Here is a 20,955-nt window from a genome sequence, read left to right as displayed (position 1 = left end):
ATCAGATCTCCTCATCGATCGGTCGTGCCGCGGCCTGCAGCGCGCGGCGCTGGCGCTGTCGCGCCAGCCAGGGTTCAAGCAGCATCACCGCGGCGCAGACCGCGTAGGAGCCCCACACATAGAGGCCGTAGCCGCCCATGGACCAGAAGTCTTTCATCGGGTGTCCGTGTCGAGATCGGGGTGACAGGTTCAGGGTTCAGGGTTCAGGACGCGGCCGTGCCGGCGGCCGGGCGGCCACACAGCTCGCCGACCCAGGCGGTGTCGCGCTCGCGTTCGAGGATCAGCGCCCGGGTGCGCGAGAACACCACCGCGAAGGCATAGGCCCAGAAGGCCAGGCTCATCAGCAGCATGCCCTGCAGCATGGTCTCGGCCATCTTGGGTGCGGCGGTCATGCTGACCGTGGCGCCCTGGTGCAGCGTGTTCCACCACTTGACCGAGAAATAGATGATCGGCACGTTGACCGCACCGACCACCGCCAGCAGCGCGCCGGCCCGGTCGGCCCGGCGGGTGTCGTCGATCGCCGCCACCAGGGCCATGTAGCCGAGGTACAGCAGCAGCAGGATGAATTCGGAGGTCAGCCGGGCGTCCCAGACCCACCAGGTGCCCCACGTCGGCTTGCCCCACAGCGCGCCGGTCCACAGCGCCAGGAAGGTCAGCAGCGCACCGGTCGGGGCGATGGCGCGCGCCACCATCGAGGCCAGCCGGGCGTTGAAGGCCCAGCCGATCGCGGCCCAGAAGGCCATCGCGAGGTACAGCACCATCGAGACCCAGGCCGCGGGCACGTGGATGTAGATGATCCGGTAGGCCTCGCCCTGGGTCGCGTCCGTCGGCGCAACGATGAAGCCGATGTAGAGCCCCGCCAGCGCCAGGCCGATCGTGACAGCCCAGAGCCAGGGCAGCAGCGCGCCGGTCAGCGCATAGAAGCGCGACGGTGCGGCAAAGGTGAAGAGACGCCAGTTTTGCATCGGCTGGTTCAGTGTGTGGATCGGACGACAGGGCTGCCGTCGGAGTCGGTGCGGGGGCGGGAGTTCCTGCCGATGCGGCAGTCCGCTACCCCCTTCAGCATTCTCTCAGGCTGCACATGCAGCGATTTGACGCAGGCGCTTGACGGGCACAGGCGAAGGTGGATTGCGCGCCTCGCACCGACGGGCGCTGGTTCACTCGGTCGAGATCCGCAGCGCCGCCGCGCTGGCCAGCGGGGCCAGGCCGGTGGTCGCGATCAGCAGCGCGCCCAGCAGCGCGTAATGCGGCTGCGGCGACAGGCCGGTCTCGACCGCACCGACCGCGCCGGTGCCGAAGATCAGCACCGGCACCGCCAACGGCAGCACCAGCAGGAAGACCAGCATGCCGCCGCTGCGCAGGCCCAGCGTCAGCGCCGCGCCGACATTGCCCAGCAGGCTCAGCACCGGCGTGCCCATCAGCAGGCCCAGCACCAGCGCGCCAATGCCTTCGGCCGACAGGTCGAACATCAGCCCGAACAGCGGCGCGACGACCACCAGCGGCAGGCCCGTCAGCAGCCAGTGCGACAGCGAACGCGCCAGCGCCACGCCGGCCAGCGGCTGACCGCACAGCAGCAGCTGCTCCAGCGTGCCGTCGGCATGGTCACCGGCATAGAGCGAGTTGACCGACAGCATCGCCGCCAGCAGCGCGCAGACCCAGACCACGCCGGGTGCGATCTGGCGCAGCGTCTGCGGCTCCGGCCCGACCCCGAGCGGGAACAGGCCCACCGCGACGATGAAGAAGACGATCGGCAGCGTCGCCTCGCTGCGCCGGCGCGCGGCCAGCCTCAGGTCGCGCAGGACCAGCGCGGCCAGCGTGCCCAGCAGCGGCGCGGCAGCGGACAGGTCGGCCGCGTCGGCACCGTCCGCCGGTGCGACCCGTGACAGCGCGGCGCTCATGGCGCGGCCTCCGTGGCCGCCGGGCGGGATTCCAGTCCGGTGCGGGTCAGCCACAGCGTCTCGGCCGGCGGCGCACTCGCGGCCAGCGCCTGGTGGCTGGTCAGGATGGCGCAGCCGCCGCGCGCGACGTGCTCGCCCAGCAGGCCGTCCAGCGCGGCGATGCCGGCGCTGTCGAGCGCGTCGTAGGGCTCGTCGAGGATCCAGGGCAGCGGCGCGCTCTCCAGCGCCAGGCGGGCCAGCGCGATGCGGCGGCGCTGGCCTTGCGACAGCGTGCGCACCGGTGCGTCCAGCCGCTGCGCCATGCCCATGCGCGTCAGCGCGGCACGCACCGGCGCCGCCTGCGGATCGGCGGCGGCGACGCGGCCATGCAGGCGCGCGGTGAAGGCCAGCGTCTCGGCCGCGCTGAGGTCGTCCTTCAGCGCGTTGGCATGGCCGATGTAGAGCGGCGCGCGGCCGGCGGCGGCGGCGCGGCGCACCGGCAGGCCACCCGCGTGGACCTCGCCGGCATCCGGCGCGGCCAGGCCGGCCAGCAGGCGCAGCAGGCTGGTCTTGCCGCGGCCGTTGTCGGCCCGCAGCCAGACCAGCCGACCGGGCCGCAGGGACAGGTTCAGGCCGCCGAAGAGCTTGCGCTCGCCACGTCGGCAGGCCAGGTCGCGGGCCTCGAGCGGCGCCGCGGGATCAGAAGTCATAACGACCGCCCAGGTAATAGAACACGCGGTTCGTATTCTCGTTGCCTGTGGTCGTGGTGATCCGGCTGATCTCGTAGTCGGCGGCCGACTCCAGCGTGACGGCCGGGTCGACCCGCCAGGTCACGCGCAGGCCGGGCTTGATGCGGTCGAGCTTGAGGCCGTTGTCGTTGCTCTGGCGATAGACCTGCAGCGACGGCTCGACGCTCCACAGCTCGTTGAGCGCCGACAGGTTGTTGTACATGAACAGCAGGCCGCTGAAGCTCGGGCCGCGCTGGGCGGTCACGTTGAAGACGTGGGTGTCGCGCACCGAGTAGAGGTTGCTGCCGATCAGCTGGCCGCCCAGGCTCCAGATGTTGCCGGTGGCCGGCTGCGCGGGCAGCGCCAGCGAGGGCACCGCCTCGATCGCGCCGACCCGCGTCATGCGCAGGTCGCCGCCGACCTGCCAGCGCTCGTCCAGCGGCGTGGTCACGCCCAGCTGGGCCTGGTTGGCGTAGGCGGTGGTGGTGCGCACGGAGCTGCGCAGCATCTCGATGTCGCGCAGCGCCAGCGCGTCGCTCAGGCGCACCGGCACCGCGGCGCCGTTCGGGTCCTGGAAGAACAGCGCGTTGCCCAGCATCAGCATCGGCTGGGCGCGCCGGTCGAGCAGGAAGTTGACGGTCGTGCCGGCGTTGCCGTTGGCGTCGATGTCCTGCCAGGTGCCCTGCAGCGCCGCGATGTTGACGGCGCGCATGACGGTGTCGTAGTCCAGCGAGCCGGACACGAAGGTGCCGCCGCTGAAGTAGCGCAGGTCGCTGCCGATGGCACGGCGGTCGATCTGGCCGTCGATGTTCTGCTGGATCGCGTAGAGGCTGCCCGACACGCTCGGTGCCAGCGCGTCGGCATCGACCGACAGGCCGCCGAAGTAGCGCTTGGTCTGCTGCAGCTTGTCGGTCGGACGGCCGGCCACCGCGTTGACCTTCCACTTCGGCATGAAGGTGTAGCCGGCGGTGGCGCCGTCGAAGCGGCCGAGCACGCCGCCGCCGTTGGGCGACTGCCGACCCAGCCGGATGCTGGTGCCGCGCTCGAAGGACTTGTGGTCCACGTACAGCGCCGACAGCCTGTTTCGGTCGGCCCGGCCGGGCATCAGGTCGGCGCTGTAGCTGTCGCGGAAGACGAAGCGCAGGTCCTGCTCGGCGCTGCGGTGGCGGTAATTGAGGTCGAAGGTGCCGATCGCCAGCCGCTGGTCGGTGCCGGTCAGCGTCGGGTTCTGGACCAGCTCGGGCAGGCCGCTGATCGGCGAGTCGCGGAACTCTTCCGAGCGGATCTTGGACTGGCCGCCGTAGTAGTACAGGCCGGCCGAGCCGTTGACCGTCGTCGTGGCGGCCTGCTTGCGCGGTGTCTCGGCCTGCGCGGCGGCTTCGGGCGGCAGCGCCGCCAGGCGGGTGGTGACGCGCTGGCTGTCCGGGCCGGTCGGGTAGAGCTTCAGGAAGGTCTCGAACTCGCGCCGCGCCCGCGCCGTGTCGCCGGCGTTGAGCCGCACCAGGCCGATCAGCTCCTGGGCCTCGCGGCTGGACCGGTTCGGCGGCAGGTCCAGCAAGCGGTTCAGGCGGTCCAGCGCGGTGGCGTTGTCGCGGGCGTTGTTGGCAGCCCGGGCCTCGGCCAGCAAGGCGGCGGCACTGGCCTCGACGTCCACGGGCGTGCCGGCGCTGCCGGCGGTGGCTGGCGCGGGCATCACGGTCGCCAGCGTCGCGGCCGGGAAACGCGGACGCAGGATCTCCAGCGCGCGGCGGGCCTCGGCCGGATCGGCGAAGGGACCGAGCTGCAGCTCGTGGCGCGTCACGCCGTCGACCACGCGCGTGGTGGTGGTGAGGTCGAGCGACTGCAGCTGCTTCGGGATCGGCATCTCGAGCCGCAGGTTCGGGTCGGTCGAGCTTTGCAGCACGATCACCGTGACGCCGGCCGGGGTCGGCGCGGCCGGCGTCACGGTGGCCGGTGCGGGCGCAGGCACCGGCGCCGCGCCCGCCGTGCGGACCTTCGGGCCCAGCCCCGGCAGCACCAGCTCGATGCTGCGGTTGTCGCGGCCGCTGCGCACCCGCAGGCGCACGGCGGGGTCGACCCGCACCACCAGCTTGCGCTGCGTCAGGCTGCCCAGCAGCGGCTCCTCGTTGACCGTCAGGGCCGGCAGGCCGTTGCTGGCTTCCAGGCGGCGCTGGCTGGGCTGGATCGTCGCGTCGCGCAGGTCGGGCGCGTCGAAGTAGACCTGGAACAGGTCGCCGTTGCGCGTGCTCACGCTGCGGCCGTAGCGCACCGGCGTCAGCAAGCGCACCTGCACGATCGCGTCCGCACCCTCGCGGCGCAGCTCCAGATCGTCGAGCAGCTGGGCCCGGGCAACGGACGGGGCCAGCGTCAGGCAGGCCGCCACACAGGCCAGGGCCAGCGGCGCGAGCGCTCGGGTCGGGTCGGGGCGATGGATCACGGTTCAGGTCCTTGCTGTCGTTCTTGTCAGGTGCTTGTGCGGTTCTGGTCGACGCGGCGCGATGCGCGCCGCGCCGGCCTCAGTCCCAGTTCGTGTAGGTGCTGCCGGTGTTGCCCAGGGGACGGTGGCAGCCCGACATCGAGCAGTCGGTCGGCACCGGCGAGCTGCGCTCGTGGGTCAGCGACTTCTTTTCCATGTTGCCGAGGAAGGCCGTGCCGCTCTGGTGGCAGGCCTTGCACCAGCCCGCGCCGTTGCCCATCGTGTTGTTGTGGTTCATGCGCACGGTGGTCCAGACCGTCGTGCCGGTGTGGCAGGACTTGCAGTCCATCGCGGCACCGTTGAGCAGCTGGGTCGCCTCCGGGATGTGGTTGCTCGGCTTGCCCAGGGCACCGACGACGCCCTGGGACACGAAGGCGCCGCTGTGGCAGCTCTTGCAGGTGGCGGACACGACGGCGGTGTGGTTCATCGTCACGGCGGTCGCGAAGGAGGTCTGCGAGCGGTGGCAGGAATCGCACTTGGCGACGCCCGCCGGCACGGGGATGTGGCTGCCGGGCGGCTTGCCCTTGGCCTGCACGCCGTTGTGGCAGGTGTCGCAGGTGCCGGTGCCCACCGCGTTGGCCGGCGAGTGCGCGAAGGTGGCCGAGGCCCACGAGGCGGTCGAGCGGTGGCAGCTCTCGCAGTTGCCGGTCACGCCCACGTGGACCCCGGTGGCCGGCTTGATCGCGATGTGGCAGGTGGCGCACTGGGCCGTCACCGTCACGCTGGTGTGCAGCCGGGCCGGCGTCCACGACACGAAGCCGGACTTGTGGCAGGTGTCGCAGTTGGTGATCACCACGCCGGTCAGCGACTGGTAGGGGATGTGCGAGGCCGTGCGCCCGTCTGCCGGCGGGAAGCTGCCGTTGTGGCAGCTGCTGCACTGGTTGGTGACGATGACCTGGGTGTGGGTGAAGCGGTGCGGCTTCCAGCCGGTGGTGGCGTGGCAGCTGACGCAGTTGGTCGCACCCACGGGGATGTGCGTCATCGGCTTGCCGGTTGCGGCGCTGCCGTTATGGCAGGTCGAGCAGTTGGTGGCGGTCGTGAAGGTCGAATGGTCGACCTTGGTGCTGGCCGTCCAGCTGGTGGTCGACTTGTGGCAGGTGTCGCACTGCGCCGAGGTGATCAGGTGGGTGGCCGGCTTGCCGCTGGCGTTGTTGCCGTTGTGGCAGCTGGCGCAGGTGCCGGTCACCATCATCTGGCTGTGGTTCCAGCTGCTCGGCAGCCAGCCGGTGGTCGTGTGGCAGGACGTGCAGTTCAGCGCACCGGTCGTGATGTGGCGGGCCGGCTTGCCGGTGGCGGTGCTGCCGTTGTGGCAGCTGGCGCAGTTGGTCGCGGCCGAGAAGGTGCCGTGGTCGACCTTGGTGCCGGCCGTCCAGCTGGCGGTCGACTTGTGGCAGGTGTCGCACTGCGCCGTCGTCACCAGGTGGTTGGCCGACTTGCCGCTGGCGTTGTTGCCGTTGTGGCAGCTGGCGCAGGTGCCGGTCACCGCCATTTGGCTGTGGTTCCAGGTGCTGGGCAGCCAGCCGCGCGTGCTGTGGCAGCTGGCGCAGTTGAGCGAGCCGGTGCCGATGTGGCGGGCGGTCTTGCCGGTCGCGCTGCTGCCGTTGTGGCAGCTGGCGCAGTTGGTCGCGATCGTGAAGGTGCTGTGGTCCGTGCCGGTGGCGGGCAGCCAGGCGGTGGTGCGGTGGCAGGTGTCGCAGCTGGCGGTGGTGGCGATGTGGTTGGCCGGCTTGCCCGGCGCATTGCGCATGTTGTGGCAGGTCGCGCAGGTGCCGCGCACCACGCCGGCATGGCTGAAGCGCGCGCCGTTGAAGGACTGGGTCGTGTGGCAGGTCTCGCAGGGCGCCGTGGTCGGGATGTGGTTGGTCGACTTGACGGTGTTGGTGCGGGCCAGGCGATTGCCACTGGTGTGGCAGGTCTGGCAGTCGCGCGGCGTGCCCTTGAAGACGCCGTTGACGTGGCAGGACTCGCAGCGCTCGCGGGCATGGGCGCCGTTGAGCACGAAGCCGGTGCGGCTGTGGTCGAAGTCACGGCCCACCGCCTGCGCCTGCGCGGCGGGCAACAGGCCCGCGAGGCCGACCAGCAGCAGGGCCAGCATCGCCAGGCGCGTCCTCAGCCAGGTCAGGAGGGGGGATGCGGTGGACAGCTTCATGACGGACTCCGGTTCGTCCCGGCGGGCGGTTTGGCGGGCGGTGTGACGGATGGTGTGGCGGGCAGCACGGGCGGCGGGCTCATGCCCCGGTTGATGATGCGTTTCCACTTGTCGACCACGTGGCACTGCTCGCAGCGGTTGCCGAAGGCGCCGTCGTGAACGTCGTCCTTGCGGTGGCAGGCGATGCAGGTGTTGCCGGTCGGCGCGACCTTCTTCCCGGCCGGTGCCGGACGGGCATGGCAGGTGATGCAGGCGACCTTGGCATGCGGACCTTCGAGCCTGTAGCTGGTCTGGCGGTCATGGTCGAAGTTCCACAGGCCCCAGGACCGCGTGTTGTGGCAGCTCTCGCAGGCCGTGCCCAGCGTCTGCTTGTGCTTGTCGGCCTTCTTGTGACAGCTCCAGCAGTCCATCGGCGCGTCCTTGAAGCGGGCGCCGGTGGTGTGGCAGTCCTTGCAGACCGTCGTGATGTGGCGACCGGTCAGCGGGAAGCGGGTCTTCGCATGGTCGAAGCCGATGGTGGTCTTCCAGGTCTTGTCGGTGTGGCAGCTCTCGCAGCGCGCACCGAGCTGGCCCTCGTGCTTGTCGTCCTTCTTGTGACAGCTCAGGCAGTCCAGCGGCGTCTTGCGCATGTCCTTCAGGCTCTTGTGGCACGCCTTGCATTCGAGCTTGGGCACGGCATGGCCGTTGCGCAGCGGGAACTGGGTCTTGTCGTGGTCGAACTTGCCCTTGGTGGTCTTCCAGTCGCGTTCGCCGTGGCAGGCACCGCAGTCGCGGCCCAGGGTCTTGTCGTGCTTGTCGTCCTTCTCGTGACAGCCGATGCAGTCCTTGGGCGCCTCGTTGAAGACCTGCGACTTGTGGCAGGCCTTGCACTCGGCCTCGACGTGCTTGCCCAGCAGCGGGAACTTCGTCTTGTCGTGGTCGAACTTGCCCTGGTCCTTCCAGCCGCGCTCGTTGTGGCAGGACGCGCAGTCCTTGCCCAGCGTGCCCTTGTGCTTGTCGTCCTTGAGGTGGCAGCTCAGGCAGTCGCTCTTGACCGGCTGCTTGTACAGATGCCCGGTGTGGCAGGCCTTGCACTCGAGCGGCTTGTGCTTGCCCTTGAGCAGGTACTTCGTGTCGACGTCGTGGTTGAAGGTGCTGGGCTTCCAGGCCTTGGCGGTGTGGCAGGTCTCGCACTTCTCGCCGTACTGGCCCTGGTGGCCGCGCCGGCCCTTGATCAGCTGTTCGTCGTCCTTGCGGTGGCAGCCGATGCAGGTGCGCGGCGTCTCGCGGTAGTTGCTGTCGCGGTGGCAGTCGCCGCACTTGGCGTCGGCATGCTTGTCCTTCAGCGCGAAGCGGGTCTTGTCGTGGTCGAAGGTGGTCTTCTTCCAGTCGGTCTCGGTGTGGCAGTCGGCGCACTTCGGGCCCAGCGTGCCCTTGTGGGTGTCGTCCTTCTTGTGGCACGACAGGCAGTCCTGCGGCGCCTCGCGCCACTTCTTGCCGGGCAGGTGGCAGCTCTTGCACTCGGTCTTGATGTGCGCGCCGCGCAGCGACCAGTCGGCCAGGCCGGTGTGGTCGAAGGCCTTGACGTCCAGCTCGACGATGCGGGCGTTGCGGCCCTTGTGGTCGGTGTGGCAGTCGCGGCAGGCGCTCGGCTGGGTCGCCAGCTTGCGGCCATGGAAGCCGGACTTGTCGCGAACGTCGGCGGCGATGTCCTTGTGACAGTCGCTGCACAGGCGGTCCTGCGCGGCGCGGTCGAACTTGACGTGGCAGCTCTTGCAGTCGGCCTCGACCTTGGCATGCGACTGCACCACCTTGCCCGGCGACAGCACCGACTCGATGCCCTGGGCCTGCGCGGCAGCAGACAGCAGCCACAGCGTCGCCAGCAGCACGAGGGCGCCGAGGTGGCTCACCGCACGCGCGACGAGGCGCACCCACCCGGTCGGCAGGCCAAGGCTCCGAGGGCCCGTCAGGCGGGACCGCAGCGGATGGCCGGGGGCGTGCGCATCACGCATCAGTAGGCGTGGACCGCGACCACGTGCACGACGCCCGCGATCACCAGCAGGAACACGAAGGGGATATGGGCGACGTGCCAGAGCGCGAAGAGGCGCTCCCAGGCGGCGAACAGGGCCACCCGCATCACCGCGACGAAGTAGGACACCAGCGAGCGTCGCGCCTGGCGCTGGCGCTGGCGCAGCAGGCTGCCCTGCCAGTTCTGCTCGCGCGCCAGCACCCGCAGCGCGACGCGGATCTCGCGCTGCGCCTTCAGCCGCACCGACCAGCTGCGCAGCGGCAGCACCAGCAGCAGGCGCAGCCAGTGCCGGCCGGCACCGGACGGCGACTTGCTGCGGGCGACCACGTCGGCCTCGAAGGCATCCAGGTCCTGCTGCACCTGCGGCGCGAACCACAGCATCGAGCGGCGCTCGCCATCGAAGCCCATCTGTCGCCGCAAGTCGCCCAGGGCGTTGCGTTCTGCGACCAGGCCACGGTTGACGCGCACGTACAGGAACCGGCCGATGACGCCGCTCGCGGCGACGATGCACATGCTGTAGAGGGCCGCCGCCGCGTTCAGCGAACCGACCTGGAAACCGCAGTGCAGCAGGATCAGCAGCGGACCGCCGATGCCCAGCACCATGTGGCCGGCCAGCCAGACCTTGGGCGAGCCCCAGCCGCGCATCGCGCGGACGTGCTTGCGCAGCGGGTAGAGCAGCAGCAGCAGCATCATCGAGCCGCCGACCACGCCCAGCCAGTAGCCGATGTCGTCGCCGGCCTGGAACCAGCCGCGCTGGCTGATCGCCCAGGTGGCCCCCAGGAGGGCCCCCAGCGTCAGCAGGACCGACGCGTTGCGCTGGCCGCGCCGGGCGGACGGATGCGACGCCGCGCCGGACTCGCCGGCTGGCATGTCCACGGGCCGCACCGGCGCGGGTGCCGGCTGCGCATGCAGGCGCGCCGGGTTCTGGGCAGACAGGACTGAGCTCACGGTCGTGATCCGGTTGGGTAGGTTCTGATGCGTCGAGGTGGGTACTTCAACCCAACTCAAAGCGATTCAATGGAACGATTTCCCAGGATCCTAGGGTCGACGCATGAAACTTCGCTGAAGTCCGCCGTGAGCAAACGTAAGGCGCGACACACCTTCCGGTATCGACAGGTCCGTGATTTACCTCACGAACGTCACCCTCAAGAGCCGGTCCCGTCGGTCGAGATGCTGCATTGCAGCAGGATGATCCGTGCAGGAATGCCCCGTGCGCCGCAGGTCCGGTCGGGTTCATTGACCCAATTGGGTCCACCCATTCAGGGGATGTGCGCGTTGCGCTTGTTACACGCTCAGACCGGGGGCTCGGCCCGCTCGGCGATCCGGACCGCGTGTCGGCCCGATTGCTTGGCGGCGTAGCAGGCCAGATCGGCCGCGTGCATCAGGGCATCGGGTTCGCGCAGCGGCGGTTCGAGGACCACCAGGCCGATGCTGGCGCCGACCTGCAGCTGGCGCTCGCCCCAGGGCAGGCGGATCTGCTCGACCGCGCGCAGCAGCTTGTGCGCGAGGCGCTCGGCGGCGATCGGGTCGCAACCTTCGAGCAGCACCGCGAACTCGTCGCCGCCGAGCCGGGCCACACACTCGTCTCGGCGCAGGCTGCCCGTCAGGGCGCGGGCGACCGAGCGCAGCATGTCGTCGCCCGCCGCATGGCCAGCGCTGTCGTTGACCTGCTTGAACAGGTCCAGGTCGATGAACAGCACGGCGGCCGTCGGCCAGGGCTCGCCGGCCCGTTCAAGCTGGCGGTTGCGCTCGACCAGCAAGGACAGCGTGCGCTCGAAGTGCGCTCGGTTGAGCAGGCCGGTGAGCGCATCGTGGCTGGCACTCCAGGCCAGCTCGCGCTGCTCGGCACGCTCCTGCGTGACGTCGCGCAGCAGCCAGATCGTGCCGGCGCCGGAGTCGTGCGGATCGACCGGCCGACCGGTCAGTTCGCCCACGAAGCGGCTGCCGTCGCGGCGCACGAAGTGGTGGTCGCCGCTGTAGGGACGACCTTCCGCAAAGGACTGGGCCACCTTGGCGCCCAGTCCGGCGTAGTCCTCGTCGGAGGCATAGATCAGCCGGGCCGACTCGCCGATCAGCCCGCCCGGCGGGTGGCCGAACAGGCGGCAGAACTCGTCGCTGACCAGCTCGAAGGCGCGCGCGCGGGTGAAGGCCAGCCCGATCGGCGCGGTGCTCATGACCGAGCGCAGCTTGACGAGCAGCTCGGCGTTGCAGGCCTCGGCGCGGGCGCGCTGGTGCAGCGCGACGCGCAGCGCCCGTTCCAACTCGCCGACCTCGCCGGCGGCGTCCGGCCAGCCATCCTCCAGCGGCGGCCCGCCCGGCCCGAGCGCCCGGGCGCGCTCCTCCAGCTGGTCCAGCGGGCGCAGCAGGCGCGTGACCCAGACCCACAGCAGCGCCATCGCCAGCAGCGCCACGCCGGCGCCGTAGAACAAGGCCTCGCGCACGACGGAGCGCACGCCGCCGAGCAGCGCATCGGTGTTGGCGATGCGGAAGACCATCCAGTCCGGCCCCGGCACGCCGGCGGCCGCCACCACGTAGCCGGCGTCGCTGTAGGCCTCGGGCAGCGGCTCGATCGGCCGGCCGGCACGGATCCAGCGCGCGGCGGCCACGCGCAGGCCGGGCACCTCGTCGATCGGTCGCAGGATGTAGGCCGGATCGGGATGCGCGAGCACCAGCCCGCTGGCATCGGTGATGACGGTCTGCATGACCTCCTGGTTGCTGCCGTCGGCACCGCCCAGGCCGTAGAGCAGGTCGCGCGAGTTCAGCCGCAGGGTGCCCAGCAGGACCGCCCGGACCAGGCCGTCGCCGCCCAGCACCGGCATGGTCAGCGCGACCACCGCCTCGCGCGAGACGCGGCCGATCATCGGGTCGGACACGACCGGGCGAGCCTGCTGCAGCGTGGTGTGGAAATAGGGCCGGTCGCCGACCCGGATGTCCGGGTGGCTGATGGTCGAGCCGTCGCGCAGCACCAGCACGCGGCCGTCCAGGTCGACCAGCGCGATGGTCGAGAACAGCGTGGCCAGCACCTGGCGCTGGCTCATGTAGCGCTGCTGGGCCTCGCGGTCCAGCATCACGCGCTCATCGACCGGCTGGGCCGCCGCCCGCAGCGCCAGCTGCAGGCGCACCACCCGGTCGCGCAGCAGCACCGCCAGGTGGTCGACGCTGGCCGCCTCGTTGTCGAGCACCGCCTGCCGGGTGTGGGCCGAGCCGCGCGCCAGCACCGCCGCGGTCACCACAATCACGCTGACCGCGATCAGCGCCCCGCAGGACAGCGCCAGCCGCAGTCGCAGCGAACCGCTCCAGAGGCTGGCACGCAGGCGCAGCCGGTGCATCAGTCGGCGGGTGCGGGTGGGCAGGGAGGGCTGGGACACCGCTTCAGTGTAGGCACGCGACCTGTCGCTTCGGTATCAGGACCGGTATCGATTCCAGCCGGGACCTCGCCCGGCTCAGATCAGCTTGAAGCCCGCGACGGTCAGGTCGAGTCGCTCGCCCTCGGCGCTCAGCGCGTTGGAGGCCTCGGCCATCTGGTCGACCAGGGCGTGGTTTTCCTGGGTCAGCGCGCCCAGCCGGCGCAGCTCGGCCAGGATCTCCTGCGAGCTGTTCTGGCCGGCGCGGGTCAGGCCGACGATCTGCTGCATCTCGTCGTGGATGCGGGCGACCTGGGCATCGGTCTGGCGCAGCGCCTGGGCGGCCTCGCCGGCGAGCACGTGGCCCTGGGCGATGTCGTCGGTCGAGCCGGAAATGATCTCGCCGATGCGGCGGGCCGATTCGGCGCTGCGCCCGGCCAGGCTGCGGACCTCCTGGGCCACGACGGCGAAACCGCGACCGGCCTCGCCGGCCTTGGCCGCCTCGATCGAGGCGTTGAGCGCCAGGATGTTGGTGCGGAAGGCCAGGTTGTCGATCAGCGCGACGATCTCGACGATCTCGCGGCTGCGGCCCTGCAGCGTCTGCATGCGCGCGTCGAGCTGCGACATCTGGTGGCGCGCATGCGCGGCGTCCAGGCGCATGCGCTGCACCACCGCCTCGGCCTCGTCGACGCGCAGGCCGCTGGCGTCGAGCTGCTCGATGTACTGGCCCACGCCGGCCAGCACCTGGTCGATCGCGGCCGACGCCTGTGCCGTCCGGCGGGCCAGGTCATGGTTGCCGGCGGCGATCTCGCGTGAGGCATGCGAGGACGCCGCGACACCCTGGCGCACCACCGCGAACAGGTCGGCCAGCCGGCCCAGCGACTGACCCAGCGAGTGCATCGCATGGGCCACCTCGTCGCGGCCCCAGGGCTGCGGTCGCATGCTCAGGTCACCGCTGGCCATGCGCCCGACCTGGTCCTTCAAGTGGGCCAGGCCACCGTGCGTGACGCGGTAGAACGACAGCAGCATGTAGATCGCCAGGCCCAGGCACAGGCCCACGCCGATCAGCAGCGCCGCGACGTCGTCGGGTTCGAGCACGCGGCCCTGCAGCACCGGCCGCAGCGCCAGCACCAGCGGCACGACGAAGGCGGTCGCCAGCAGCGTGGCCTTGCCGCGCACCGACATGGCCCGCATCAGTCGCACGCCCGGCGCGAACACGCCGTGGTAGCGGAAGAAGTTGCGCAGCGTCGTGTCACCGGCGCCGCCGGGCCGGGCGGTCGGACGCGTCGTGCCTTCGTCGGTGCCGTCCTCGCTGGCCGGGCTGCCGGCCATGGCGGGCGATGCGGGTGCCAACAGGTTCATCGTCATCCGTGTTCCTCGAAAGGTCGGTGGGGCGGTCCAGGCGCGATCGGGGCGAGAAGACCGAGCGCCCAGGAAACCCCGGTTGACCGGATTGTTCTGTGACAAGCCGCCACGAAAACCGCAGAAGTAGGCCATTCCGGCAGCCGATATCCAGCCATTGCATGGGGCCTTGCGCCCCGACAGTACGAACTGAGCGCTTCGGCAAGCCCGCACCACGGGCAGGCCGGATGCGACCCGAACACGACGACTTTTCCAGATGGAGCGCGGTCACATGGTCACTTGCACGCCGTCCACGCGACAGCTCCCGACACGGGGGCTGCGTTGAACCAGGACATGACCGCACATCCCGACAGCGGGAACGGGGCGACGCCGGCAGCCGCTGCCGCGCCGCGCACCGGCATCGACCTGCTGGCCGCCACCGGCTGCCTGGCCTGCGCCGCCGTCGCCACGCTGGCCCCGGCCGGTCCGATCGCCGTCGGCCTGGCGCTCACCGGCTCGCTGGCCACCGGCTGGCTGGTCCGTCGGCTGGGCCGCCACGACGGTGCGGCACCGGCCAGCGCGGCCCAGGCCGGTGCGCGCCTCATGGTCAGCCGCGTGGTGCCGGTGTGGAAGCGCCACATCGAGGCCTCGCGCGACGAGGCCGGCAAGCAGATCGATGCCTTGCTGCAGAACTTCTCCAGCCTGTCCGACGGCCTGTCGGTGGCGGCCCGCGAGGTCGAGGGCACGTCCCTGAGCCTGCGGGCCGGCACCACCGACGAGGTGGTCGAGGTCCATGCCGGCGCAATCGACGCGCTGCTGGAGCCCATGCACGAGGCCACCCGCCAGCGCCGCGCCATGGTCGACGAGATCGCCAGCCTGCACGAGGAACTGCAGGCCCTGCAGCGCCTGGTCAAGGACGTGCGCCAGATCGCGGCCAATACCGGCCTGGTGGCGCTCAACGCCTCGATCGAGGCCCACCGCGCCGGCCGCGAGGGCCAGGGCTTCACCGTCGTCGCGCAGGAGGTCCGTTCGCTGGCCAACCAGTGCGACCGCAACGGCGCGCAACTCGCCCAGCGCATCCAGAAGCTGTCCGAGCGCATCGAGCAGACCCGCAACCAGGCGCTCGCCCAGACCCGCTCCGACGAGGAGATCGACCTGCGCGCCCGCCTGCAGGCCCGCGAGGTCGTGGCCGTGCTGGTGCGCGACCTGTCGCGCTCGCTGGAGTCGTCGCGCGAGCTGCAGTCGCTGAGCGTGCGGCTCGGTGCCGACCTCGAACAGATCTTCGTCGGCTTCCAGTTCCAGGACCGGCTGACGCAGATGCTCGATGCCATCGGCAACGACATGCAGCGCTTTGCCGGCTGGATCGAGGTCCATGACGAGGCCTCGCATGCCGACGCCGCGCGCTGGCTCGAAGACCTCGAGCGCACCTACACGATGGAAGAGCAGCGCAATCACCACCACGGCACCGTGGACATCCAACGCAACAGCGGCGTCGAGTTCTTCTGAACCCGGCACCCACCCAGACTGAAGGAGAACTTCCATGGGCAAGACCGTGATGGTCATCGACGATTCCAGCAGCTTCCGCACCGTGGTCGCGCTGGCCCTCAAGCGTGTGGGCTACGACGTGGTCGAGGCCAGCGACGGCCAGGACGCGACCCGCAAGCTCGGCGGGCAGGCGATCGACCTGCTGGTCTGCGACGTGAACATGCCCGGCATGGACGGCCTGACCTTCGTGCGCCAGCTGCGCACGCTGCCGCGTCATGGCCGCACGCCGGTCGTGATGCTGACCACCGAGACCAGCGAGGCCAAGAAGGCCGAAGGCCGCGCCGCCGGTGCCAACGCCTGGATCACCAAGCCCTTCCAGCCGTCCAAGCTGGTCGAACTGGTCAATTCGTTCTTCAAGGAGTAAGACGACATGAGCAAGACCGTCATGGTCGTGGACGACTCGAGCAGCTTCCGCACCGTCGTGAAGCTGGCGTTGCAGAAGGCCGGCTACGCGGTCGTCGAGGCTGGCGACGGCAAGGACGCCGTGGCCAAGCTGACCGGCCAGAAGATCAACCTGATCGTCTGCGACGTGAACATGCCGCAGATGGACGGCCTGAGCTTCCTGCGCCACATCAAGACGCTGGCGACCTACAAGTTCACGCCGGTGATCATGCTGACCACCGAGAGCCAGGAGGCCAAGAAGGCCGAAGGCCGTGCCGCCGGCGCCCGCGCCTGGATCACCAAGCCCTTCCAGCCGTCGCAGCTGGTCGAGGCGGTCAACAAGCTCTGCGTCTGAGCGCCGCCATGACCGCCACGCCACCTGCCACGCACCACGCCCTGCACGGCGAGCTGGACATCCAGCAAGCCCAGGCCCAGCGCGAGGCCCTGCTGGCGGTCCTCGCCGCCAACGGCGGCACCACGCAGGACCTGCTGCTGGACCTGGCCGACGTGACCGCCTGCGACAGCACCGGCGTGCAGCTGCTGCTGGCCACGCGCAACACGCTCAAGCTCGCCGGCGCGAGCCTGCGCATCGTCCAGGCCAGCCCGGTGGTGCGCGAGGTGCTGCGCACCTACGGCCTGCAGGGCCTGATCGACGAGCCGGCCGCGAAGGCCTGAACACGGGACGCCCGATGACCGACGACGACGACATCCTGGCCGCCGCACGCGACGGCTTCCTGGAGGAAGCCGACCAGCTGCTGCAGCAGTTCGAGGACGCCCTGCTCGGGCTGGAGTCCGCGCCCGACGACCACGAGCTGCTCAACGCGGCCTTCCGCGCCGCCCACACGATCAAGGGCACCGCCGGCCTGTTCGGCTGCGAGGCCGTGGTCGCCTTCACCCACGAGGTGGAGACGCTGATGGAATGCCTGCGCAGCGACGCGCTGGCCTTCGGCGACGAGGTGGCCGCCGCGCTGCTGCAGTCGCGTGACCAGATGGGCCGGCTGCTGCTGGAAGTGCGCGCCGGCCGGCAGGGCCTGGACGACTGCGATGCCGACGTGCAGGCCCACAGCCGCACGCTCGGCGCCGAGCTGCGCCGCTTGATGGGCCACGAGGCGCCGGCTTCCACCGCCCCTGCCGCATCGGCGACCGAAACCGCCGCCTGCGGCAGCACCGGCCTGGCCGCGCTGACGCTGGACGACCGGCCCGGCCAGGGCCAATGGCTGCTGTCGCTGCGCTTCGGCGCCGACGTGCTGCGCAACGGCCTGGACCCGCTCGCCTTCATCCGCTACCTCGGCACGGTCGGCACGGTCACCGGCATCGACACCGTCGCCGACGGCCTGCCCGGCCTGGACACGCTCGACCCCGAGACCTGCCACCTGGGCTTCGAGATCCGCCTGCACAGCACGGCCAGCCGCGAAGCGATCGAGCAGGTCTTCGAGTTCGTGCTCGACGACTGTTCGCTGGCCCTGCTGGCCCCCGATGCCGACACCCACGACCACGACGCGCTGCTGGACCTGCGCAGCCAGGGCGAGCCCGAGGCCCGCCGCGCGCTGCTGCAGCGCTGGCTGGCGCTGGGCATCGTGCTGCCGCTGCGCCGCACCGACAGCGCCGAGGCGCTGGCGCTGCCCGAGGTGCTGGAGGTGCTCGACGCCGCCGAGTCCGGCCAGGCCGCCGGCACGCTCGCGCCGATCGACATCGAGCGCCGCGGCGGCACCGGCGAACGTCGCCAGAACGAGGCTGACCGGCGCGGCGAGGCTGGCGGCAACACGGGCGGCAAAGCGGGCGGCGACAAGGTCGGCCACAAGACCCAGGACAAGGCCCACGACAAGCGCCACGAGAAGCGCGGCGACGAGAACCGCTACCTGCGCGTCAGCGCCGACAAGCTCGATCACCTGATCGACCTGATCGGCGAACTGGTGATCGCCGGCTCCGGCGCCCAGCTGGTCGCGCAGCGCGAGAACTCGCCCGGCTTCATCGAGGCCGCGCAACGCATCCACGACCTGGTGCAGGAAGCCCGCGACGGCGCACTCAGCCTGCGCATGGTGCCCATCGGAGAGACCTTCGCGCGCTTCCAGCGGGTCGTGCGCGACGTCAGCAAGGCGCTCGGCAAGGATGTCGCGCTGGAGATCACCGGCGGCGACACCGAGCTGGACAAGGCCATGGTCGAGTCCATCGCCGATCCGCTGATGCACCTGGTGCGCAACAGCCTGGACCACGGCATCGAAGCGGCCGAGGACCGCCAGGCGCACGGCAAGAACCCGCGCGGCCGGCTGGCCCTCAACGCGTACCACGAGAGCGGCCAGATCGTCATCGAGGTCAGCGACGACGGCCGCGGCCTGGCCCGCGAGCGCATCTTCGCCAAGGCGGTCGAACGCGGCCTGGTGGCCGAGGACGCGGCGATGAGCGACGCCGAGGTCCACCAGCTCATCTTCGCGCCCGGCTTCTCGACCGCCGAGAAGGTCACCGACATCTCCGGCCGCGGCGTCGGCATGGACGTGGTCAAGCGCAACATCGACGCGCTGCGCGGCCAGATCCACATCGCCAGCCAGGTCGGCACCGGCACGACGATGCAGATCCGGCTGCCGCTCACGCTGGCCATCATCGACGGCTTCCTGACCAGCGTCGGCGACGTGCACTACGTGCTGCCGCTGGAGACCGTGGTCGAGTGCATCGAGTCGCCACCGGCCTGCCGCAGCGCCGCCGACACGCGCCTGAGCGGCTGCTTCGACCTGCGCGGCGAGGTGCTGCCCTGGGTCGACCTGCGCAGCTGCTTCAGCGTCGCCGGCCAGCGCCCGAACCGCCAGAGCATGCTGCTGGTGCGCACCGCCACCGGCAAGGTCGGCCTGATGGTCGACCGCCTGCTGGGCGAGCACCAGACCGTGCTCAAGCCGCTGGGCCGGATCTTCCAGCACCTGCCCGGCATCGCCGGCTCGACCATCCTCGGCAGCGGCGAGGTCGCCCTCGTCATCGACGTGCCCAGCCTGATGGGGCATGTCACGCCGCAGCGCATCGGCCATGCCGCCGTGCCCGGTCACGCCTGATGCACTGACATCGCGATGCCCACGCCCGCACCGATCTCCCCGAACCACCGTCCCACGCACCGACCCCACACCATGATGACCGACCACCCGATGCGTCTGAGCACCGTCTCCGCCCTGCTCGCGCCGATTGCGGCGATCGGTGCAGGCCTCGCAGGCATCGCGCCGCCGACGCTCGGTGGCGGCCTGCTGGCCGTGGCTGCGGCCGTGCTGGCCGGCACCTCCGTCTGGGCCGGTCGCCAGGCCCGCCAGGCGCTGGCCGGTCGGCTGGACGCGCAGCTGGCGGACGCCGCGACGCTGTCGGTGCGGCTGGCCACGCTGCAACAGGAACACGACCGCCACGCGTCCCGCGCCGGCGAGCTGCTGCAGGTGATCGCCTGCAGCACCAGCGCGATCGGTGCCTGCCACGCCGACGGCACGCTGCACCACCTGAACCCGGCACTGCAGCAGCTGCTCGACCGGGTCCAGGCCCACGCCAGCACGCAGGCCCGTGGCACGCGTGCCGGCAACGCCGCCACGTCCGGCGGCCACTGGGTGGGTCAGCGACTGAGCCAGCTGTTCGGCGCGGCCAGCGCCCGCATCGACCTCGCGGCCGGGCTGCAGCGCCTCTCGGTCGACGGGCTGACGCTGGAGCTGGCGCTGACGCCGATGCACGATGCCGCCGGCAAGCCCGCCGGCCTGCTGTGCGAATGGAAGGACCTGAGCACCAGCCTGCGCGAGCAGGCCGAGGCCCAGGCCCGCCAGGCCACCGAGCATGCCGAGCGCGAGGCCGCGCTGCGCATCCGCCAGGCGCTCGATGCCGCCGCGATGCCGGTGCGCATCGCCGATGCGGACGGCACCATCGTCTACCTCAACGACGCGCTGCGGCAGATCCTGCGCCGCGACGCCGCCGCCTTCCGCCAGGACCTGCCGGGCTTCGACCCGGAAGCCGTGCTCGGCGCCTCGGTGGGCGTGTTCTACAAGGATCCGCAAGCGGCGGTGGCCCGCCTGCGCGGCCTGACCCAGCGGGTCCAGACCCGCATGGTGCTGGGCGGCCGGACCTACGAGGTCATCACCACGCCGGTGCGCGACAGCGCCGGGCGCACGCTGGGCAGCGTCGGCCAGTGGTCCGACCTGACCGACCAGCTGGCCGCCGAGCAGGCGCTGACGCAGCTGGCCGAGGCCGCCTCGTCGGGCGACTTCTCGGCCCGCGTCTCGATGGATCGCGCCGAGGGCTTCTACCGCGACCTCGGCAACATGCTCAACGAGGTCATGGGCGGCGTCGGCCTGACGCTGGGCCAGGTGCGCGAGGCGGCCGAGCGGCTGTCGATCGCGGCCTCGCAGGTCAGCGGCACCTCGCAGTCGCTGGCCCAGTCGGCCTCGGAGCAGGCCGCCAGCATGGAAGAGACCAGCGCCTCGCTGCAGGAGATGTCCGGCAGCGTGGCCGAGAACACCCGCAGCGCCCGCCAGACCGACGAGATCGCCACCCGTGCCGCACAGGAAGCGACCCAGGGCGGCAGCGCGGTGCTGCAGACGGTCGAGGCGATGAAGGCGATCGCCACGCGCATCTCGATCATCGACGACATCGCCTACCAGACCAACCTGCTGGCGCTCAACGCCGCCATCGAGGCAGCGCGTGCCGGCGATCACGGCAAGGGCTTCGCGGTCGTCGCCGCCGAGGTCCGCAAGCTCGCCGAGCGCAGCCAGGTCGCCGCCCGCGAGATCGGCGAACTGGCCGCCGACAGCGTCGGCATGGCCGAACAGGCCGGCGCGCTGCTGCAGCAGATGCAGCCCTCGATCGCGCGCACCTCCGCGCTGGTGCAGGACATCGCCCGGTCATCCCAGTCGCAGGCCGACCAGGTCACCCAGCTGCATGCGGTGATGGACGAGGTCAGCCACGCCACCCAGGTCAACGCCGCGTCGGCCGAGGAACTCTCGGCCACCGCCGACCAGCTCGATGACGAGGCCAGCCAGCTGCAGCACCTGGTCTCGCAGTACCGGCTCAGCACGGCCCCCGCGCCGGCGGCCCCGCGCCACGCCACATCCCGCCAGGCGGCCATGGCCGCCTGAGGCGCGACCCCGCCACCGGCCC

At 71.1% G+C, this 20,955-nt stretch carries 16 protein-coding genes; 6 read left to right on the top strand and 10 right to left on the bottom strand.

Annotated elements, in window-relative coordinates:
* Position 1: 1 nt before the first annotated feature.
* From ccmD to Q8X39_RS16140, 10 genes are all read right to left on the bottom strand, one after another.
* The gene (gene ccmD / locus Q8X39_RS16185) at positions 2-157 is read right to left on the bottom strand and encodes a heme exporter protein CcmD (protein ID WP_305750710.1); all 156 of its coding nucleotides are present in this window, start codon (positions 155-157) and stop codon (positions 2-4) included.
* A gap of 46 nt (positions 158-203) precedes the next feature.
* Positions 204-965: a heme ABC transporter permease CcmC gene (gene ccmC, locus Q8X39_RS16180; RefSeq protein ID WP_305750709.1), complete on the bottom strand. Its 762-nt coding sequence runs from the start codon at positions 963-965 to the stop codon at positions 204-206.
* 192 nt (positions 966-1,157) lie between these two features.
* Positions 1,158-1,826, bottom strand: a complete 669-nt coding sequence (gene ccmB / locus Q8X39_RS16175; RefSeq protein WP_407068022.1) for a heme exporter protein CcmB — start codon at positions 1,824-1,826, stop codon at positions 1,158-1,160.
* A 68-nt stretch (positions 1,827-1,894) separates the two neighbouring features.
* Positions 1,895-2,587: a cytochrome c biogenesis heme-transporting ATPase CcmA gene (gene ccmA / locus Q8X39_RS16170; protein ID WP_305750707.1), complete on the bottom strand. Its 693-nt coding sequence runs from the start codon at positions 2,585-2,587 to the stop codon at positions 1,895-1,897.
* Positions 2,577-5,042 (bottom strand): hypothetical protein, encoded by a 2,466-nt coding sequence (locus tag Q8X39_RS16165; protein ID WP_305750706.1) that lies wholly within the window; start codon positions 5,040-5,042, stop codon positions 2,577-2,579. The genes ccmA and Q8X39_RS16165 overlap by 11 nt, the downstream gene beginning before the upstream one ends.
* Before the next feature lie 79 nt (positions 5,043-5,121).
* Positions 5,122-7,230: a cytochrome c3 family protein gene (locus Q8X39_RS16160; RefSeq protein ID WP_305750705.1), complete on the bottom strand. Its 2,109-nt coding sequence runs from the start codon at positions 7,228-7,230 to the stop codon at positions 5,122-5,124.
* Positions 7,227-9,140 (bottom strand): cytochrome c3 family protein, encoded by a 1,914-nt coding sequence (locus tag Q8X39_RS16155; RefSeq protein WP_305750704.1) that lies wholly within the window; start codon positions 9,138-9,140, stop codon positions 7,227-7,229. Before Q8X39_RS16155 ends, Q8X39_RS16160 begins: the two co-directional genes overlap by 4 nt.
* 80 nt (positions 9,141-9,220) lie before the next feature.
* On the bottom strand, positions 9,221-10,186 hold the full coding sequence (locus tag Q8X39_RS16150; protein ID WP_305750703.1) for a hypothetical protein: 966 nt from the start codon (positions 10,184-10,186) through the stop codon (positions 9,221-9,223).
* A gap of 344 nt (positions 10,187-10,530) precedes the next feature.
* Positions 10,531-12,606, bottom strand: a complete 2,076-nt coding sequence (locus Q8X39_RS16145; protein ID WP_305750702.1) for a sensor domain-containing diguanylate cyclase — start codon at positions 12,604-12,606, stop codon at positions 10,531-10,533.
* Between the two features lie 75 nt (positions 12,607-12,681).
* On the bottom strand, positions 12,682-13,950 hold the full coding sequence (locus Q8X39_RS16140; RefSeq protein WP_305750701.1) for a methyl-accepting chemotaxis protein: 1,269 nt from the start codon (positions 13,948-13,950) through the stop codon (positions 12,682-12,684).
* Between the two features lie 327 nt (positions 13,951-14,277).
* Between Q8X39_RS16140 and Q8X39_RS16135 the strand changes: the two genes are divergently transcribed.
* From Q8X39_RS16135 to Q8X39_RS16110, 6 genes are all read left to right on the top strand, one after another.
* Positions 14,278-15,429, top strand: a complete 1,152-nt coding sequence (locus Q8X39_RS16135; RefSeq protein WP_305750700.1) for a methyl-accepting chemotaxis protein — start codon at positions 14,278-14,280, stop codon at positions 15,427-15,429.
* 34 nt (positions 15,430-15,463) lie between these two features.
* The gene (locus Q8X39_RS16130; protein WP_305750699.1) at positions 15,464-15,832 is read left to right on the top strand and encodes a response regulator; all 369 of its coding nucleotides are present in this window, start codon (positions 15,464-15,466) and stop codon (positions 15,830-15,832) included.
* 6 nt (positions 15,833-15,838) lie between these two features.
* Complete coding sequence (locus tag Q8X39_RS16125) at positions 15,839-16,204, top strand: response regulator (RefSeq protein ID WP_305750698.1); 366 nt, start codon at positions 15,839-15,841, stop codon at positions 16,202-16,204.
* Positions 16,205-16,212: 8 nt separating this feature from the next.
* Positions 16,213-16,524, top strand: coding sequence for an STAS domain-containing protein (locus tag Q8X39_RS16120; protein ID WP_305750697.1), 312 nt, complete (start codon positions 16,213-16,215; stop codon positions 16,522-16,524).
* Positions 16,525-16,538: 14 nt separating this feature from the next.
* A complete protein-coding gene (locus tag Q8X39_RS16115; RefSeq protein ID WP_305750696.1) occupies positions 16,539-18,887 on the top strand; it encodes a chemotaxis protein CheA in 2,349 nt (782 codons plus the stop codon).
* Between the two features lie 72 nt (positions 18,888-18,959).
* Positions 18,960-20,933, top strand: coding sequence for a methyl-accepting chemotaxis protein (locus Q8X39_RS16110; protein WP_305750695.1), 1,974 nt, complete (start codon positions 18,960-18,962; stop codon positions 20,931-20,933).
* The last annotated feature ends 22 nt before the right edge of the window (positions 20,934-20,955 follow it).

Source organism: Leptothrix discophora (genome assembly GCF_030705305.1).
In the GTDB taxonomy this organism is placed as follows: domain Bacteria; phylum Pseudomonadota; class Gammaproteobacteria; order Burkholderiales; family Burkholderiaceae_C; genus Sphaerotilus; species Sphaerotilus discophorus.
Note: the sequence above shows the minus strand (reverse complement) of the source record. Positions and strands in the feature narration are given on the sequence as shown.

What these genes read in the sequence shown, in the direction of transcription:
- Q8X39_RS16115 (WP_305750696.1), top strand. Translation starts at nt 16,539, where the DNA reads ATGACCGACGACGACGACATCCTGGCCGCCGCACGCGACGGCTTCCTG.
- Q8X39_RS16140 (WP_305750701.1), bottom strand. Translation starts at nt 13,950, where the DNA reads ATGACGATGAACCTGTTGGCACCCGCATCGCCCGCCATGGCCGGCAGC.
- ccmD (WP_305750710.1), bottom strand. Translation starts at nt 157, where the DNA reads ATGAAAGACTTCTGGTCCATGGGCGGCTACGGCCTCTATGTGTGGGGC.
- Q8X39_RS16130 (WP_305750699.1), top strand. Translation starts at nt 15,464, where the DNA reads ATGGGCAAGACCGTGATGGTCATCGACGATTCCAGCAGCTTCCGCACC.
- Q8X39_RS16120 (WP_305750697.1), top strand. Translation starts at nt 16,213, where the DNA reads ATGACCGCCACGCCACCTGCCACGCACCACGCCCTGCACGGCGAGCTG.
- ccmC (WP_305750709.1), bottom strand. Translation starts at nt 965, where the DNA reads ATGCAAAACTGGCGTCTCTTCACCTTTGCCGCACCGTCGCGCTTCTAT.
- Q8X39_RS16160 (WP_305750705.1), bottom strand. Translation starts at nt 7,230, where the DNA reads ATGAAGCTGTCCACCGCATCCCCCCTCCTGACCTGGCTGAGGACGCGC.
- Q8X39_RS16110 (WP_305750695.1), top strand. Translation starts at nt 18,960, where the DNA reads ATGATGACCGACCACCCGATGCGTCTGAGCACCGTCTCCGCCCTGCTC.
- Q8X39_RS16125 (WP_305750698.1), top strand. Translation starts at nt 15,839, where the DNA reads ATGAGCAAGACCGTCATGGTCGTGGACGACTCGAGCAGCTTCCGCACC.
- ccmA (WP_305750707.1), bottom strand. Translation starts at nt 2,587, where the DNA reads ATGACTTCTGATCCCGCGGCGCCGCTCGAGGCCCGCGACCTGGCCTGC.
- Q8X39_RS16135 (WP_305750700.1), top strand. Translation starts at nt 14,278, where the DNA reads ATGACCGCACATCCCGACAGCGGGAACGGGGCGACGCCGGCAGCCGCT.